The sequence below is a fragment of the Pseudomonas sp. yb_5 genome (assembly GCF_043103865.1).
GTDB lineage: Bacteria > Pseudomonadota > Gammaproteobacteria > Pseudomonadales > Pseudomonadaceae > Aquipseudomonas > Aquipseudomonas putida_Y.
The window spans coordinates 1-15,881 of record NZ_JBICKE010000049.1 but is presented as its reverse complement, the minus strand read 5'-3'; the positions used below and the strand labels follow the sequence as shown (position 1 = coordinate 15,881).

The following is a 15,881-nucleotide window of genomic DNA, read 5'->3' as shown; positions in this document are numbered from 1 at the left end:
GTCGTAGCAAAAATTATTGAATAAGTAGTTGATTTACTTGATCAGGCCGGTATAATGGCCGGCCTGATACAGCGTTACAGGTCAGTAGCTCAATTGGCAGAGCGACGGTCTCCAAAACCGTAGGTTGGGGGTTCGATTCCCTCCTGACCTGCCATTTCACCTCGGTGTGATGGCTTTCTTCTTACAGGATCCTCCTCGATGACCCCCAAAACTGAAGCCCAAGAATCGCGTTTTGATCTGTTCAAGTGGCTGGCTGTAGTGGCTTTGGTGGTTGTTGGTGTTGTGGGTAATCAATATTACTCCGCCTCTCCAATCCTGTATCGCGTCCTTGTACTTCTCGTTCTGGCTGCTGTCGCGGGCTTTGTAGCCCTGCAGACTGCGAAGGGCAAGTCGTTCTTTGCGTTGGCGAAGGAAGCTCGTACCGAGATTCGTAAAGTCGTGTGGCCGACCCGCCAGGAAACCACCCAGACCACGCTGATTGTCGTGGCTGTCGTGCTGGTTATGGCACTGCTGCTGTGGGGGCTCGACTCCCTGCTCGGCTGGGCGGTCTCCTTGATCGTTGGCTAAAGGTGTCCCGTGGCTAAGCGTTGGTATGTTGTGCATGCTTACTCGGGTTACGAGAAGCATGTAATGCGCTCCCTGATCGAGCGCGTCAAGCTGGCTGGCATGGAAGACGGTTTCGGCGAGATCTTGGTTCCGACCGAAGAAGTCGTCGAAATGCGCAACGGCCAGAAGCGCAAGAGTGAGCGCAAGTTCTTCCCTGGCTATGTGCTGGTCCAGATGGAGATGAACGAAGGGACTTGGCACTTGGTCAAGGACACCCCTCGCGTGATGGGCTTTATTGGTGGTACTGCTGACAAGCCTGCACCGATCACCGATAAAGAGGCTGAGGCTATTCTGCGTCGCGTTGCCGACGGCAGTGACAAGCCGAAGCCCAAGACGCTCTTCGAGCCAGGAGAAGTGGTTCGAGTCATTGATGGTCCGTTTGCTGACTTCAATGGTAGTGTCGAAGAGGTTAACTACGAAAAGAGCCGCCTGCAGGTTGCGGTGCTCATTTTCGGTCGCTCTACTCCGGTGGAGCTCGAGTTCAGCCAGGTCGAGAAGGTCTAGGCGGACGAAGCATCCCATACCCCGCAGCCCTGTGTGCTGCGGGGTTTTGTCGTCACTGGGATAAAACGCAAGTCATCCGGGGAGCCATCAGGCGTTCGTACCCGATTTTGGAGTAGCTCATGGCTAAGAAGATTCAGGCTTACATCAAGCTGCAAGTTAAGGCCGGCCAGGCCAACCCAAGCCCACCCGTTGGTCCAGCTCTGGGTCAACATGGTGTGAACATCATGGAATTCTGCAAGGCCTTCAACGCCCGTACCCAGGGTCAAGAAGCCGGCCTGCCGACTCCAGTGATCATCACTGTCTACAGCGACCGTAGCTTCACCTTCGAGACCAAGAGCACCCCTGCCTCGGTTCTGCTGAAGAAAGCTGCTGGCCTGACCAGTGGTTCGGCTCGCCCGAACACCGTTAAAGTCGGTACCGTTACCCGTGCTCAGCTGGAAGACATCGCCAAAGCTAAACAGGCTGATCTGACTGCCGCTGACCTGGACGCTGCTGTACGCACCATCGCTGGCTCTGCCCGCAGCATGGGCCTGAACGTGGAGGGTGTGTAATGGCTAAGCTGACCAAACGCCAAAAGGCAATCGCCGAGAAAATCGAAGCAGGCAAGGCCTACAACTTCGAAGAAGCGGCAACTCTGCTGGCCTCGCTGCCCGCTGCCAAGTTCGTCGAGTCCTACGACATCGCCGTTAACCTCGGTGTTGATCCGCGTAAATCCGACCAGGTCGTTCGTAGCGCTACCGTGCTGCCACACGGCACTGGCAAGACCGTTCGCGTTGCTGTCTTTACCCAGGGTCCAGCTGCTGAAGCTGCTCTGGCTGCCGGCGCTGATCGCGTAGGTATGGACGATCTGGCTGCCGAAATGAAAGGCGGCGACCTGAACTATGACGTCGTTATCGCATCCCCTGATGCCATGCGCGTTGTAGGTCAACTGGGTCAGGTTCTGGGTCCTCGCGGCCTGATGCCTAACCCGAAAGTTGGTACCGTGACCCCGGACGTAGCCACTGCCGTGAAAAACGCCAAGGCTGGTCAGGTTCGCTACCGTACCGACAAAAACGGTATTATCCACACCTCCGTTGGCAAGATCGGCTTTGAAGCTGACAAGCTGAAGGAAAACGTTGAAGCCCTGATCGCTGACCTGAAGCGTATCAAGCCGGCCTCTTCGAAAGGTATCTACGTTAAGCGCGTTACCCTGAGCACCACCATGGGCCCAGGTCTGGTCATCGATCAGAGCTCGCTGAACGTGTAAGAACATGGCGGCGCGACCAGTCGCGCCGCCAGCAAAAATTGGGGTCCCTGCCTGGCGGGGGCTATCCAAGACCGTAGGCGGCGCAAGCCTTAAAATATCAGCCCACGCAGATGGTGCTCCCGATTCGTTACCGAATCAGACACCAAAACGACATCCGGCTTCGGCCAGATGAAACGGTAAAAACCAGGAGTAAACCCGTGGCAATTAAACTCGAAGACAAGAAGGCCATCGTCGCTGAAGTCAACGAGGCTGCCAAAGTCGCTCTGTCCGCTGTCGTGGCTGATGCCCGTGGTGTGACTGTAAGCGCAATGACCGGACTCCGTAAAGAGGCCCGCGAAGCTGGTGTATACGTGCGTGTAGTGCGTAATACCCTGCTCAAGCGCGCTGTTGAAGGCACCGAATTCTCGATCCTCAACGACGCGTTCAAAGGCCCGACCCTGATTGCTTTCTCCAACGAACACCCGGGCGCTGCTGCTCGTCTGTTCAAAGAGTTCGCCAAGGGTCAGGACAAGTTCGAGATCAAGGCAGCTGCGTTTGACGGCAATTTCATTGCAGCGAACCAGATCGACGTGTTGGCTACCCTGCCGACCCGCGACGAAGCTATCGCAAAACTGATGAGCGTTATTCAAGGCGCTACCAGCAAGCTGGCTCGTACTCTGGCAGCCATTCGCGACCAGAAAGAAGCTACCGCTGCCTAAGGCGCGCGAATTCTTTCAAAATCATACGTTTAATTTGATGGCTGCGTAGGCTGTCACCCCAATACAGGATTTAAGTCATGTCTCTGACTAACGAACAAATCATCGAAGCAATCGGCCAGAAAACCGTTCTGGAAGTTGTTGAGCTGATCAAAGCAATGGAAGAAACCTTCGGCGTTACCGCTGCTGTTGCCGCTGCTGGCCCAGCTGCTGCTGCTGCCGTTGTTGAAGAGCAGACCGAGTTCAACGTTGTTCTGGTTGAAGCCGGCGACAAGAAAGTGAACGTGATTAAAGCTGTTCGCGAGCTGACCGGTCTGGGCCTGAAAGAAGCCAAAGAGAAAGTCGATGGCGCTCCTCAGGTTGTAGCTGAAGGCGTTTCGAAAGAAGCCGCTGAAGACGCTAAGAAGAAGCTGGAAGAAGCAGGCGCTAAAGTCGAGCTGAAGTAATCTCGACCTTGCGATGCCAGCCTGAGCGTTGAGCGAAAGGCTGATGGCTGGTGGCTTATGCCACCGGCCTTTTTCCGTTATTGGTGGCCGGTCAGGCCGGTCCCGATAACGAGCTGCAAGACACCCATGTGGGTGGCGCAAACCAAGGGGTTTGCACGATTTTCTGGCTGCTCCCGCCGGGAGAAGCCAAACAAGCAGGTGACCAAGCTGGGGAACGCTGATGGCTTACTCATACACTGAGAAAAAACGTATCCGCAAGGACTTTAGCAAGTTGCCGGACGTCATGGATGTGCCTTACCTCCTGGCCATCCAGCTGGATTCGTATCGCGAATTCCTGCAAGCGGGAGCATCCAAGGATCACTTCCGCGACGTCGGCCTGCACGCGGCCTTCAAATCGGTATTCCCGATCATCAGCTACTCCGGCAATGCTGCCCTGGAGTACGTAGGCTATCGCCTGGGCGAACCCGCCTTCGATGTGAAGGAATGTGTCCTGCGTGGCGTGACCTTCGCGGTCCCACTGCGGGTCAAGGTGCGCCTGATCATCTTCGACAAGGAATCGTCGAACAAAGCGATCAAGGACATCAAAGAGCAAGAAGTCTACATGGGTGAAATCCCCCTGATGACTGAGAACGGTACCTTCGTTATCAACGGTACCGAGCGTGTGATCGTTTCCCAGCTGCACCGTTCGCCTGGTGTGTTCTTCGACCACGATCGTGGCAAGACCCACAGCTCGGGCAAGCTGCTGTACTCCGCTCGCATCATCCCTTACCGCGGTTCCTGGTTGGACTTCGAGTTCGATCCGAAGGACTGCGTGTTCGTGCGTATCGACCGTCGCCGCAAACTGCCGGCCTCGGTGCTGCTGCGCGCCCTGGGTTACAGCACTGAAGAAGTGCTGAACACCTTCTACACCACCAGCGTGTTCCACATTTCCGGCGAAAAACTCAGCCTGGAACTGGTGCCGCAGCGTCTGCGTGGTGAAGTTGCAGTCATGGACATCCATGACGAAACCGGCAAAGTCATCGTCGAGCAAGGCCGCCGTATTACCGCGCGCCACATCAACCAGCTCGAGAAGGCCGGCGTCAAGCAACTGGACGTTCCAATGGAGTACGTCCTGGGCCGCACTACCGCCAAGGCAATCGTGCATCCGGCTACCGGCGAGATTCTCGCCGAATGCAATACCGAGATGACCACCGAGCTGCTGATCAAGGTCGCCAAGGCGCAGGTTGTCCGTATCGAGACCCTGTACACCAACGACATCGATTGCGGTCCGTTCATCTCTGACACCCTGAAGATCGATACCACCAGCAACCAACTGGAAGCTCTGGTCGAAATCTACCGCATGATGCGTCCAGGCGAGCCGCCAACCAAGGATGCAGCCGAGACCCTGTTCAACAACCTGTTCTTCAGCGCCGAGCGTTACGATCTGTCCGCCGTAGGCCGCATGAAGTTCAACCGTCGTATCGGTCGTACCGAGATCGAGGGTTCGGGCGTGCTGAGCAAGGAAGACATCGTCGAGGTTCTGAAGACCCTGGTCGATATCCGTAACGGCAAAGGCATCGTCGACGACATCGACCACCTGGGTAACCGTCGCGTACGTTGCGTCGGCGAGATGGCCGAGAACCAGTTCCGTGTTGGCCTTGTGCGTGTCGAGCGCGCGGTCAAGGAACGCCTGTCGATGGCGGAAAGCGAAGGCCTGATGCCGCAAGACCTGATCAACGCCAAGCCGGTAGCGGCGGCGGTGAAAGAGTTCTTCGGTTCCAGCCAGCTGTCCCAGTTCATGGACCAGAACAACCCTCTCTCGGAGATTACCCACAAGCGCCGCGTCTCCGCACTCGGCCCTGGCGGTCTGACTCGTGAGCGTGCCGGCTTCGAAGTCCGTGACGTACACCCGACCCACTATGGCCGTGTGTGCCCGATCGAGACGCCTGAAGGTCCGAACATCGGTCTGATCAACTCCCTGGCGGCCTACGCCCGCACCAACCAGTACGGCTTCCTGGAAAGCCCGTACCGTGTTGTGAAGGAAGGCGTTGTCAGCGACGACATCGTGTTCCTGTCGGCAATCGAAGAGGCGGATCACGTCATCGCACAGGCTTCGGCCGCGATGAACGACAAGAAGCAACTGATCGATGAGCTGGTAGCAGTTCGTCACCTGAACGAATTCACCGTCAAGGCGCCGGAAGACGTCACCCTGATGGACGTTTCGCCGAAGCAGGTTGTTTCCGTTGCAGCGTCGCTCATTCCGTTCCTTGAGCACGACGACGCCAACCGTGCATTGATGGGTTCGAACATGCAGCGTCAGGCTGTACCGACCCTGCGTGCCGACAAGCCGCTGGTAGGTACCGGCATGGAGCGCAACGTTGCCCGTGACTCCGGTGTCTGCGTGGTTGCTCGCCGCGGTGGTGTGATCGACTCGGTCGACGCCAGCCGTATCGTTGTTCGCGTTGCCGACGACGAAGTGGAAACCGGCGAAGCGGGTGTGGATATCTACAACCTGACCAAGTACACCCGTTCGAACCAGAACACCTGCATCAACCAGCGTCCGCTGGTGAGCAAAGGTGACAAGGTTCAGCGTGGTGACATTATGGCCGACGGCCCGTCCACCGACATGGGTGAGCTGGCTCTGGGTCAGAACATGCGCATCGCGTTCATGGCGTGGAACGGCTTCAACTTCGAAGACTCCATCTGCCTGTCCGAACGTGTTGTTCAGGAAGATCGCTTCACCACCATCCACATTCAGGAACTGACCTGTGTGGCGCGTGACACCAAGCTTGGCCCAGAGGAAATCACTGCGGACATCCCGAACGTGGGTGAAGCTGCACTGAACAAGCTGGACGAAGCCGGTATCGTTTACGTAGGTGCTGAAGTTGGCGCTGGCGACATCCTGGTCGGCAAGGTCACGCCAAAAGGCGAAACCCAGCTGACTCCGGAAGAAAAACTGCTGCGCGCAATCTTCGGTGAGAAGGCCAGCGACGTTAAGGACACCTCCCTGCGTGTGCCAACCGGCACCAAGGGTACTGTCATCGACGTACAGGTCTTCACCCGTGATGGCGTGGAGCGCGATAGCCGCGCACTGGCCATCGAGAAGATGCAGCTCGACGAGATTCGCAAGGACCTCAACGAAGAGTTCCGCATTGTCGAAGGTGCAACCTTCGAGCGTCTGCGTTCGGCTCTGAACGGCCAGGTGGTTGACGGTGGTGCGGGCCTGAAAAAAGGCACTGTGATCACTGACGAAGTGCTGGACGGTCTGGAGCACGGCCAGTGGTTCAAACTGCGCATGGCTGAAGATGCACTGAACGAGCAGTTGGAAAAGGCTCAGCAGTACATCGTCGACCGTCGCCGTCTGCTGGACGACAAGTTCGAAGACAAGAAGCGCAAGCTGCAGCAGGGCGATGACCTGGCACCGGGCGTACTGAAGATCGTCAAGGTTTACCTGGCAATCCGCCGCCGCATCCAGCCGGGTGACAAGATGGCCGGTCGTCACGGTAACAAGGGTGTTGTCTCGGTCATCATGCCGGTTGAAGACATGCCGCACGATGCCAACGGTACGCCGGTTGACGTCGTACTGAACCCGCTGGGTGTACCTTCGCGTATGAACGTTGGTCAGATCCTTGAAACCCACCTGGGCCTCGCGGCCAAGGGCCTGGGCGAGAAGATCGACCGCATGCTCGAAGAGCAGCGTAAAGCCGCTGAGCTGCGCGTGTTCCTGACCGAGGTCTACAACGAGATCGGCGGTCGTCAGGAAAACCTCGACGAATTCACCGACGAAGAGATCCTGGCCCTGGCTAACAACCTGAAGAAAGGCGTGCCGATGGCTACCCCAGTCTTCGATGGTGCCAAGGAGCGCGAGATCAAGGCCATGCTGAAGCTGGCCGACCTGCCAGAGAGCGGCCAGATGGTGCTGTTCGACGGCCGTACCGGCAACAAGTTCGAGCGTCCTGTGACCGTTGGTTACATGTACATGCTCAAGCTGAACCACTTGGTGGACGACAAGATGCACGCGCGTTCCACTGGTTCCTACAGCCTGGTTACCCAGCAGCCGCTGGGTGGTAAGGCGCAGTTCGGTGGTCAGCGTTTCGGGGAGATGGAAGTGTGGGCGCTGGAAGCATACGGCGCGGCATACACCCTGCAAGAAATGCTCACAGTGAAGTCGGACGACGTGAACGGCCGTACCAAGATGTACAAGAACATCGTGGATGGCGATCACCGTATGGAGCCGGGCATGCCCGAGTCCTTCAACGTGTTGATCAAAGAGATCCGTTCGCTCGGTATCGATATCGATCTGGAAACCGAATAACACGTGACGCGAAGGGGGGTGGGGCAGGTAATGCCCGCTCCCTGCTCCGCCAGGAGGAAAGGCCTTGAAAGACCTACTGAATTTGCTGAAAAACCAGGGTCAAGTCGAAGAGTTCGACGCCATCCGCATCGGTCTGGCGTCGCCTGAAATGATCCGTTCGTGGTCGTTCGGTGAAGTTAAGAAGCCGGAAACCATCAACTACCGTACGTTCAAGCCTGAGCGTGACGGCCTGTTCTGCGCCAAGATCTTTGGCCCAGTCAAGGACTACGAGTGCCTGTGCGGCAAGTACAAGCGCCTCAAGCACCGCGGCGTAATCTGCGAGAAGTGCGGCGTTGAAGTTGCCTTGGCGAAGGTTCGTCGTGAGCGCATGGCGCACATCGAACTGGCCTCGCCGGTTGCCCACATCTGGTTCCTGAAGTCGCTGCCGTCCCGTATCGGCCTGCTGATGGACATGACCCTGCGTGATATCGAGCGCGTGCTCTACTTCGAGAGCTATGTCGTTATCGATCCGGGCATGACCACCCTGGAAAAGGGCCAGCTGCTGAACGACGAGCAGTACTTCGAAGCGCTGGAAGAGTTCGGTGACGACTTTGACGCCCGCATGGGTGCCGAGGCTGTCCGCGAGCTGCTGCACGCTATCGACCTGGAGCACGAGATCGGCCGCCTGCGCGAAGAAATTCCGCAGACCAACTCGGAAACCAAGATCAAGAAGCTTTCCAAGCGTCTGAAGCTGATGGAAGCCTTCCAGGGCTCGGGCAACCTGCCTGAGTGGATGGTCCTGACCGTTCTGCCAGTGCTGCCGCCGGACCTGCGTCCGCTGGTACCGCTGGATGGTGGCCGTTTCGCGACCTCCGACCTGAACGACCTGTATCGTCGGGTGATCAACCGTAACAACCGTCTGAAGCGCCTGCTGGACCTGTCGGCGCCGGACATCATCGTGCGCAACGAAAAGCGCATGCTGCAGGAAGCGGTCGACGCCCTGCTGGACAACGGCCGTCGTGGTCGCGCCATCACTGGCTCGAACAAGCGTCCGCTGAAGTCCCTGGCCGACATGATCAAAGGTAAGCAAGGTCGCTTCCGTCAGAACTTGCTCGGTAAGCGTGTTGACTACTCCGGCCGTTCGGTAATTACCGTAGGTCCGACCCTGCGTCTGCACCAGTGCGGTCTGCCGAAGAAGATGGCCCTCGAGCTGTTCAAACCGTTCATTTTCGGCAAGCTGGAAATGCGTGGTCTGGCGACCACCATCAAGGCTGCCAAGAAGATGGTTGAGCGCGAGCTGCCAGAGGTGTGGGACGTTCTCGCTGAAGTGATTCGCGAACACCCCGTACTGCTCAACCGTGCACCGACCCTGCACCGTCTGGGTATCCAGGCGTTTGAGCCCGTACTGATCGAAGGTAAGGCTATCCAGCTGCACCCGCTGGTCTGTGCTGCGTACAACGCCGACTTCGACGGTGACCAGATGGCCGTTCACGTGCCGCTGACCCTGGAAGCCCAGCTCGAAGCACGTGCGCTGATGATGTCGACCAACAACATCCTGTCGCCAGCCAACGGTGAGCCAATCATCGTTCCGTCGCAGGACGTTGTACTGGGTCTGTACTACATGACCCGTGAAGCCATCAATGCCAAGGGCGAAGGTCGCGTCTTCGCCGACCTGCAGGAAGTCGACCGCGTATTCCGCGCCGGCGAAGCTGCACTGCACGCGAAAATCAAGGTTCGTATCAACGAAACCGTGAAAGAGCGTGATGGCTCGGTGGTCAAGAATACCCGCATCGTCGACACCACCGTCGGCCGTGCGCTGCTGTTCCAGGTTGTGCCGGCAGGTCTGCCGTACGACGTGGTCAACCAGCCAATGAAGAAAAAGGCGATCTCCAAGCTGATCAACCAGTGCTACCGCGTGGTTGGTCTGAAAGAGACCGTTATCTTCGCCGACCAGTTGATGTACACCGGTTTCGCTTACTCGACCATTTCCGGCGTTTCCATCGGTGTTAACGACTTCGTTATCCCGGACGAGAAAGCCCGCATCATCGGTAACGCTACCGACGAAGTGAAGGAAATCGAGAGCCAGTACGCCTCCGGCCTGGTAACCCAGGGCGAGAAGTACAACAAGGTCATCGACTTGTGGTCGAAGGCGAACGACGAAGTGTCCAAGGCGATGATGGCCAACCTCTCGAAAGAGAAGGTCATCGACCGCGAAGGCAAGGAAGTCGAGCAAGAGTCCTTCAACTCGATGTACATGATGGCTGACTCGGGTGCGCGGGGTTCCGCAGCCCAGATCCGTCAGCTGGCCGGTATGCGTGGTCTGATGGCCAAGCCGGACGGCTCCATCATCGAGACGCCGATCACTGCGAACTTCCGTGAAGGTCTGAGCGTACTTCAGTACTTCATCTCGACTCACGGTGCTCGTAAGGGTCTGGCGGATACCGCACTGAAAACCGCTAACTCCGGTTACCTGACTCGTCGTCTGGTGGACGTTGCCCAGGATCTGGTTGTGACCGAGATCGACTGCGGCACCGATCAGGGCCTGGTGATGACGCCACACATCGAAGGCGGCGATGTTGTAGAGCCGCTGGGTGAGCGTGTACTGGGTCGTGTCATCGCCCGTGACGTGTTCAAGCCAGGCACCGAGGACGTTATCGTTCCGGCCGGTACCTTGGTCGACGAGCAATGGGTCGAGTTCATCGAGCTGAACAGCATCGACGAAGTGATCGTGCGTTCGCCGATCAACTGCGAAACCCGCTACGGCATCTGCGCCAAGTGCTACGGTCGTGATCTGGCTCGCGGTCACCAGGTGAACATCGGTGAAGCTGTCGGCGTTATCGCTGCCCAGTCGATCGGTGAGCCGGGTACCCAGCTGACCATGCGTACGTTCCACATCGGTGGTGCTGCAAGCCGTACTTCGGCTGCAGACAGCGTCCAGGTGAAGAATGGCGGTATGGTGCGTCTGCACAACCTGAAGCAGGTTGAGCGTGCCGACGGTAACCTGGTTGCCGTATCGCGTTCGGGTGAGTTGGCGATTGCCGACGAGTTCGGTCGTGAGCGTGAGCGCTACAAGCTGCCTTACGGTGCGGTGATTTCGGTCAAGGAAGGTGAAAAGGTCGAAGCTGGCGCCATCGTCGCCAAATGGGACCCGCACACTCACCCGATCGTTACCGAACTGAAAGGTACCGTGACCTTCGTGGGCATGGAAGAAAACATCACCATCAAGCGTCAGACCGACGAACTGACCGGCTTGACCAACATTGAAGTACTGGACGTCAAGGATCGCCCTGCCGCAGGCAAGGAAATCCGTCCGGCAATCAAGATGGTCGATGCTGCTGGCAAGGACCTGTACCTGCCAGGTACTGACGTACCTGCCCAGTACTTCCTGCCGGCCAACGCCCTTGTCGGTGTGGCTGACGGTGCGCAGATCGGTGTTGGTGACGTTATTGCGCGTATCCCGCAAGAGACGTCGAAGACCCGTGACATTACCGGTGGTCTGCCGCGCGTTGCCGACCTGTTCGAAGCGCGTCGTCCGAAAGAAGCCTCGATTCTGGCTGAAGTCAGCGGCACCATCGCATTCGGTAAAGAGACCAAGGGCAAGCGTCGCCTGGTGATCACTCCGACCGACGGTAGCGATCCGTACGAAGAGCTGATTCCGAAGTGGCGCCACCTGAACGTCTTCGAAGGTGAACAGGTAAACCGCGGCGAAGTTATCTCGGACGGCCCGAGCGATCCGCATGACATCCTGCGTCTGCTGGGTGTGAGTGCGCTGGCGAAGTACATCGTCAACGAGATCCAGGACGTTTACCGTCTGCAAGGCGTGAAGATCAACGACAAGCACATCGAGACCATTCTGCGTCAGATGCTGCGCAAGGTTGAGATCTCCGAGTCGGGTGATTCCAGCTTCATCAAGGGCGACCAGATGGAACTGACCCAGGTACTGGTAGAGAACGAGCGTCTCGCTAGCGAGGACAAGTTCATCTCCAAGTTCACCCGCGTGCTGCTGGGTATCACCAAGGCCTCGCTGTCGACCGAGTCGTTCATCTCCGCGGCTTCCTTCCAGGAAACAACCCGCGTATTGACCGAAGCGGCGGTAACCGGCAAGCGCGACTACCTGCGCGGCCTGAAAGAGAACGTGGTCGTGGGTCGTCTGATCCCGGCTGGTACTGGTCTGGCCTACCACAGCGAGCGCAAGCGTCGCCGTGATGCCGACAAACCGCTGCGTGTAAGCGCCAGTGAAGTGGAAGCCGCACTGACCGAAGCGCTGAATTCCAGCGGTAACTAAGTACAGGGCAAGGCCCCGGCTAGCCTCGGGCGATCATCGGCGACATGAAATGTTGCCGATGATCGGGCGGGGAGGGCCGGGGCCTCGTCTTGACTGGGTGCAAGATCCTCTTTAGACTTTTGTACCCTTAAATTTGGTGAGGCTCCGTCTCGCCAATTTTTGGCTTTCTTGCAAGACAATAGAGTCGCAAGACAATCAGTGGAGCTAGTAGATGGCAACTATCAACCAGCTGGTACGTCAGCCGCGTAAGCGTTCGGTCGAGAAGTCCGACGTTCCTGCGCTGCAGAACTGCCCGCAACGTCGTGGCGTGTGCACCCGTGTGTACACCACCACGCCGAAAAAACCTAACTCGGCACTGCGTAAAGTATGCCGTGTGCGTCTGACCAACGGTTTCGAGGTTTCCTCGTACATCGGTGGTGAAGGCCACAACCTGCAAGAGCACAGCGTCGTCCTGATTCGTGGCGGTCGTGTAAAAGACTTGCCAGGTGTTCGTTACCACACCGTTCGCGGCTCTCTGGATACTTCGGGCGTTAAAGGCCGTAACCAGGGTCGTTCGAAGTACGGTACCAAGCGTCCGAAGTAATCGGCCGTTTGCAGACATCCATTTTTTTGAGTCGATAAGAGTAAGGTCGGGCGTGGGTCGAATGACCTGGTCCCGGGCTAACCTGAAGACCGTTTGAGGGCTTATCATGCCAAGACGTCGTGTAGCAGCAAAACGTGAGATCCTTGACGATCCGAAGTACGGATCCCAGATCCTCGCGAAGTTCATGAACCACGTGATGGAAAGCGGCAAGAAGGCCGTAGCCGAGCGCATCGTTTACGGTGCCCTGGATACCGTCAAAGCACGCAAGAACAGCGACCCCCTGGAAATCTTCGAGAAAGCTCTCGACGCCATCGCTCCGCTGGTCGAAGTAAAGTCCCGTCGTGTCGGCGGTGCCACTTACCAGGTTCCGGTTGAAGTTCGTCCATCCCGTCGTAACGCTCTGGCAATGCGCTGGCTCGTAGACTACGCCCGTAAGCGCGGCGAGAAGTCGATGGCTCTGCGTCTGGCCGGCGAGCTGCTGGATGCTGCCGAAGGCAAGGGTGCTGCAGTCAAGAAGCGTGAAGACGTTCACCGTATGGCTGAAGCCAACAAAGCGTTCTCGCACTACCGCTTCTAATTCAAGCATCAATCTTTTTGCGAGGGCTTTATGGCTCGTACTACAGCAATTAACCGCTACCGCAACATTGGTATCTGTGCCCACGTTGACGCGGGCAAGACCACCACTACCGAGCGGATCCTGTTCTACACAGGTCTGAGCCACAAAATGGGCGAGGTGCATGACGGCGCCGCGACCACCGACTGGATGGTGCAGGAGCAGGAGCGTGGTATCACCATTACCTCCGCTGCCGTTACCACCTTCTGGAAAGGTTCCCGTGGTCAGTATGACAACTACCGCGTAAACGTCATCGATACCCCTGGCCACGTTGACTTCACCATTGAAGTAGAGCGTTCGCTGCGTGTACTCGATGGCGCGGTCGTTGTGTTCTGCGGCACCTCCGGCGTTGAGCCGCAGTCCGAAACCGTATGGCGTCAAGCCAACAAGTACGGTGTTCCGCGTGTTGTTTACGTGAACAAGATGGACCGTGCTGGTGCAAACTTCCTGCGCGTCGTAGGTCAGATCAAGAACCGTCTGGGTCACACTCCGGTTCCTGTTCAGCTGGCCATCGGTTCGGAAGATAACTTCCAGGGTCAGGTTGACCTGATCAAGATGAAGGCTATCTACTGGAACGAAGACGACAAGGGCACTACCTACCGTGAGGAAGAAATTCCTGCGGATATGGTCGAGCTGGCTAACGAATGGCGCAACAACATGGTTGAAGCTGCCGCCGAAGCCAACGAAGAGCTGATGAACAAGTACCTTGAAGAAGGTGAGCTGTCCGTCGAAGAGATCAAGGCAGGCCTGCGTGCGCGCACCCTGGCCAGCGAGATCGTTCCGGCTGTCTGCGGTTCGTCGTTCAAGAACAAGGGTGTTCCCCTGGTTCTGGATGCCGTCATCGACTTCCTGCCTGCGCCGACCGAGATTCCTGCTATCCAGGGTATCAACCCGGACGACAAGGATCTGGCAAAAGACGACCCGGCCGTTCGCAAGGACGAGCGTCATGCTGATGATGACGAGCCGTTCTCGGCACTGGCGTTCAAGATCGCGACCGACCCGTTCGTAGGTACTCTGACCTTCGTCCGCGTCTACTCGGGCGTTCTGAGCTCCGGCGACTCCGTGATCAACTCGGTCAAAGGCAAGAAAGAGCGCGTTGGTCGTATGGTGCAGATGCACGCCAACCAGCGTGAAGAGATCAAGGAAGTACGCGCTGGCGACATCGCGGCCCTGATCGGCATGAAGGACGTGACCACGGGTGAAACCCTGTGCAACGCCGACAAGCCAATCATCCTTGAGCGTATGGACTTCCCGGAGCCTGTAATCTCCCTGTCCGTCGAGCCGAAAACCAAGGCTGACCAGGAGAAGATGGGTATCGCACTGGGCAAGCTGGCTCAGGAAGATCCGTCGTTCCGCGTCAAGACCGATGAAGAAACCGGTCAGACCATCATCTCCGGTATGGGTGAGCTGCACCTGGACATCCTCGTTGACCGCATGAAGCGCGAATTCAACGTCGAAGCCAACATCGGCAAGCCGCAGGTTTCGTACCGCGAGAAGATCACCAAATCCAACGTCGAGATCGAAGGCAAGTTCGTTCGTCAGTCGGGTGGTCGTGGTCAGTTCGGTCACTGCTGGGTTCGTTTCTCCGAGCCGGACGTGGACGAAAAGGGCAACATCACCGAAGGTCTGGTGTTCTCCAACGAAGTCGTTGGTGGTGTGATTCCTAAGGAATACATCCCTGCGATCCAGAAGGGTATCGAAGAGCAGATGAAAAACGGCATTGTTGCCGGTTATCCTCTGATCGGCCTGAAGGCCGCGGTATTCGACGGTTCGTACCACGACGTCGACTCCAACGAAATGGCGTTCAAGATCGCTGCTTCGATGGCGACCAAGCAACTGGCCCAGAAGGGCGGTGGCGTGGTTCTCGAGCCGATCATGAAAGTCGAAGTTGTAACCCCGGAAGACTACCTGGGTGACGTGATGGGTGACCTGAACCGTCGTCGTGGTCTGGTCCAGGGTATGGATGAGTCGGTCTCTGGCCGTGTCGTCCGTGCTGAAGTACCGCTCGGAGAGATGTTCGGTTACGCAACCGACGTTCGTTCCATGTCTCAGGGTCGCGCAAGCTACTCCATGGAATTCTCCAAATACGCCGAAGCTCCGTCGAACATCGTCGAAGCACTCGTTAAAAAACAAGGCTAATCCCCTTTAGGCAAGAGGTTCACTGTCGTGGCTAAAGAAAAATTTGATCGTTCCCTTCCCCACGTTAACGTCGGCACCATCGGCCACGTTGACCACGGTAAGACCACTCTGACCGCAGCTCTGACTCGCGTTTGCTCCGAAGTTTTCGGTTCGGCAGTCGTTGAGTTCGACAAGATCGACTCGGCTCCGGAAGAAAAAGCGCGCGGTATCACCATCAACACCGCTCACGTTGAATACAACTCGACCATTCGTCACTACGCTCACGTTGACTGCCCAGGTCACGCTGACTACGTGAAGAACATGATCACCGGTGCTGCCCAGATGGACGGCGCGATCCTGGTTTGCTCGGCCGCCGATGGTCCGATGCCACAAACCCGTGAGCACATCCTGCTGTCCCGTCAGGTAGGCGTTCCGTACATCGTGGTCTTCCTGAACAAGGCTGACCTGGTAGACGACGCTGAGCTGCTGGAACTGGTCGAGATGGAAGTTCG

Annotated in this window: 12 protein-coding genes and 1 tRNA gene; all 13 read left to right on the top strand. The window is 57.4% G+C overall.

Annotation, left to right across the window (positions count from 1 at the left end):
• Positions 1–78 precede the first annotated feature (78 nt).
• Positions 79–154 (top strand) — tRNA-Trp (locus ACF8GF_RS06180).
• Between the two features lie 44 nt (positions 155–198).
• Positions 199–567 carry a preprotein translocase subunit SecE gene (gene secE, locus ACF8GF_RS06175; protein ID WP_003255502.1) on the top strand — a complete coding sequence of 123 codons (369 nt, stop codon included), beginning with the start codon at positions 199–201 and terminating at the stop codon, positions 565–567.
• A 9-nt stretch (positions 568–576) separates the two neighbouring features.
• Positions 577–1,110, top strand: coding sequence for a transcription termination/antitermination protein NusG (gene nusG / locus ACF8GF_RS06170; RefSeq protein ID WP_003255501.1), 534 nt, complete (start codon positions 577–579; stop codon positions 1,108–1,110).
• A 119-nt stretch (positions 1,111–1,229) separates the two neighbouring features.
• The gene (gene rplK / locus ACF8GF_RS06165) at positions 1,230–1,661 is read left to right on the top strand and encodes a 50S ribosomal protein L11 (protein ID WP_003255500.1); all 432 of its coding nucleotides are present in this window, start codon (positions 1,230–1,232) and stop codon (positions 1,659–1,661) included.
• Positions 1,661–2,356, top strand: coding sequence for a 50S ribosomal protein L1 (gene rplA, locus ACF8GF_RS06160; RefSeq protein ID WP_003255499.1), 696 nt, complete (start codon positions 1,661–1,663; stop codon positions 2,354–2,356). The genes rplK and rplA overlap by 1 nt, the downstream gene beginning before the upstream one ends.
• 197 nt (positions 2,357–2,553) lie before the next feature.
• Positions 2,554–3,054 carry a 50S ribosomal protein L10 gene (rplJ, locus tag ACF8GF_RS06155; RefSeq protein WP_016715872.1) on the top strand — a complete coding sequence of 167 codons (501 nt, stop codon included), beginning with the start codon at positions 2,554–2,556 and terminating at the stop codon, positions 3,052–3,054.
• A 77-nt stretch (positions 3,055–3,131) separates the two neighbouring features.
• Positions 3,132–3,497: a 50S ribosomal protein L7/L12 gene (rplL, locus tag ACF8GF_RS06150; protein WP_003255496.1), complete on the top strand. Its 366-nt coding sequence runs from the start codon at positions 3,132–3,134 to the stop codon at positions 3,495–3,497.
• A gap of 220 nt (positions 3,498–3,717) precedes the next feature.
• Positions 3,718–7,791, top strand: coding sequence for a DNA-directed RNA polymerase subunit beta (rpoB, locus tag ACF8GF_RS06145; RefSeq protein WP_176684322.1), 4,074 nt, complete (start codon positions 3,718–3,720; stop codon positions 7,789–7,791).
• 64 nt (positions 7,792–7,855) lie between these two features.
• Positions 7,856–12,055: a DNA-directed RNA polymerase subunit beta' gene (gene rpoC / locus ACF8GF_RS06140; RefSeq protein ID WP_014589475.1), complete on the top strand. Its 4,200-nt coding sequence runs from the start codon at positions 7,856–7,858 to the stop codon at positions 12,053–12,055.
• 211 nt (positions 12,056–12,266) lie between these two features.
• The gene (gene rpsL / locus ACF8GF_RS06135; RefSeq protein ID WP_003255492.1) at positions 12,267–12,638 is read left to right on the top strand and encodes a 30S ribosomal protein S12; all 372 of its coding nucleotides are present in this window, start codon (positions 12,267–12,269) and stop codon (positions 12,636–12,638) included.
• 106 nt (positions 12,639–12,744) lie between these two features.
• Positions 12,745–13,215, top strand: coding sequence for a 30S ribosomal protein S7 (gene rpsG / locus ACF8GF_RS06130; protein WP_003246741.1), 471 nt, complete (start codon positions 12,745–12,747; stop codon positions 13,213–13,215).
• Between the two features lie 30 nt (positions 13,216–13,245).
• A complete protein-coding gene (gene fusA, locus ACF8GF_RS06125) occupies positions 13,246–15,390 on the top strand; it encodes an elongation factor G (protein ID WP_209968313.1) in 2,145 nt (714 codons plus the stop codon).
• Positions 15,391–15,417: 27 nt separating this feature from the next.
• On the top strand, positions 15,418–15,881 hold a 464-nt coding region (locus tag ACF8GF_RS06120), incomplete at its 3' end, for a GTP-binding protein (protein ID WP_392487825.1).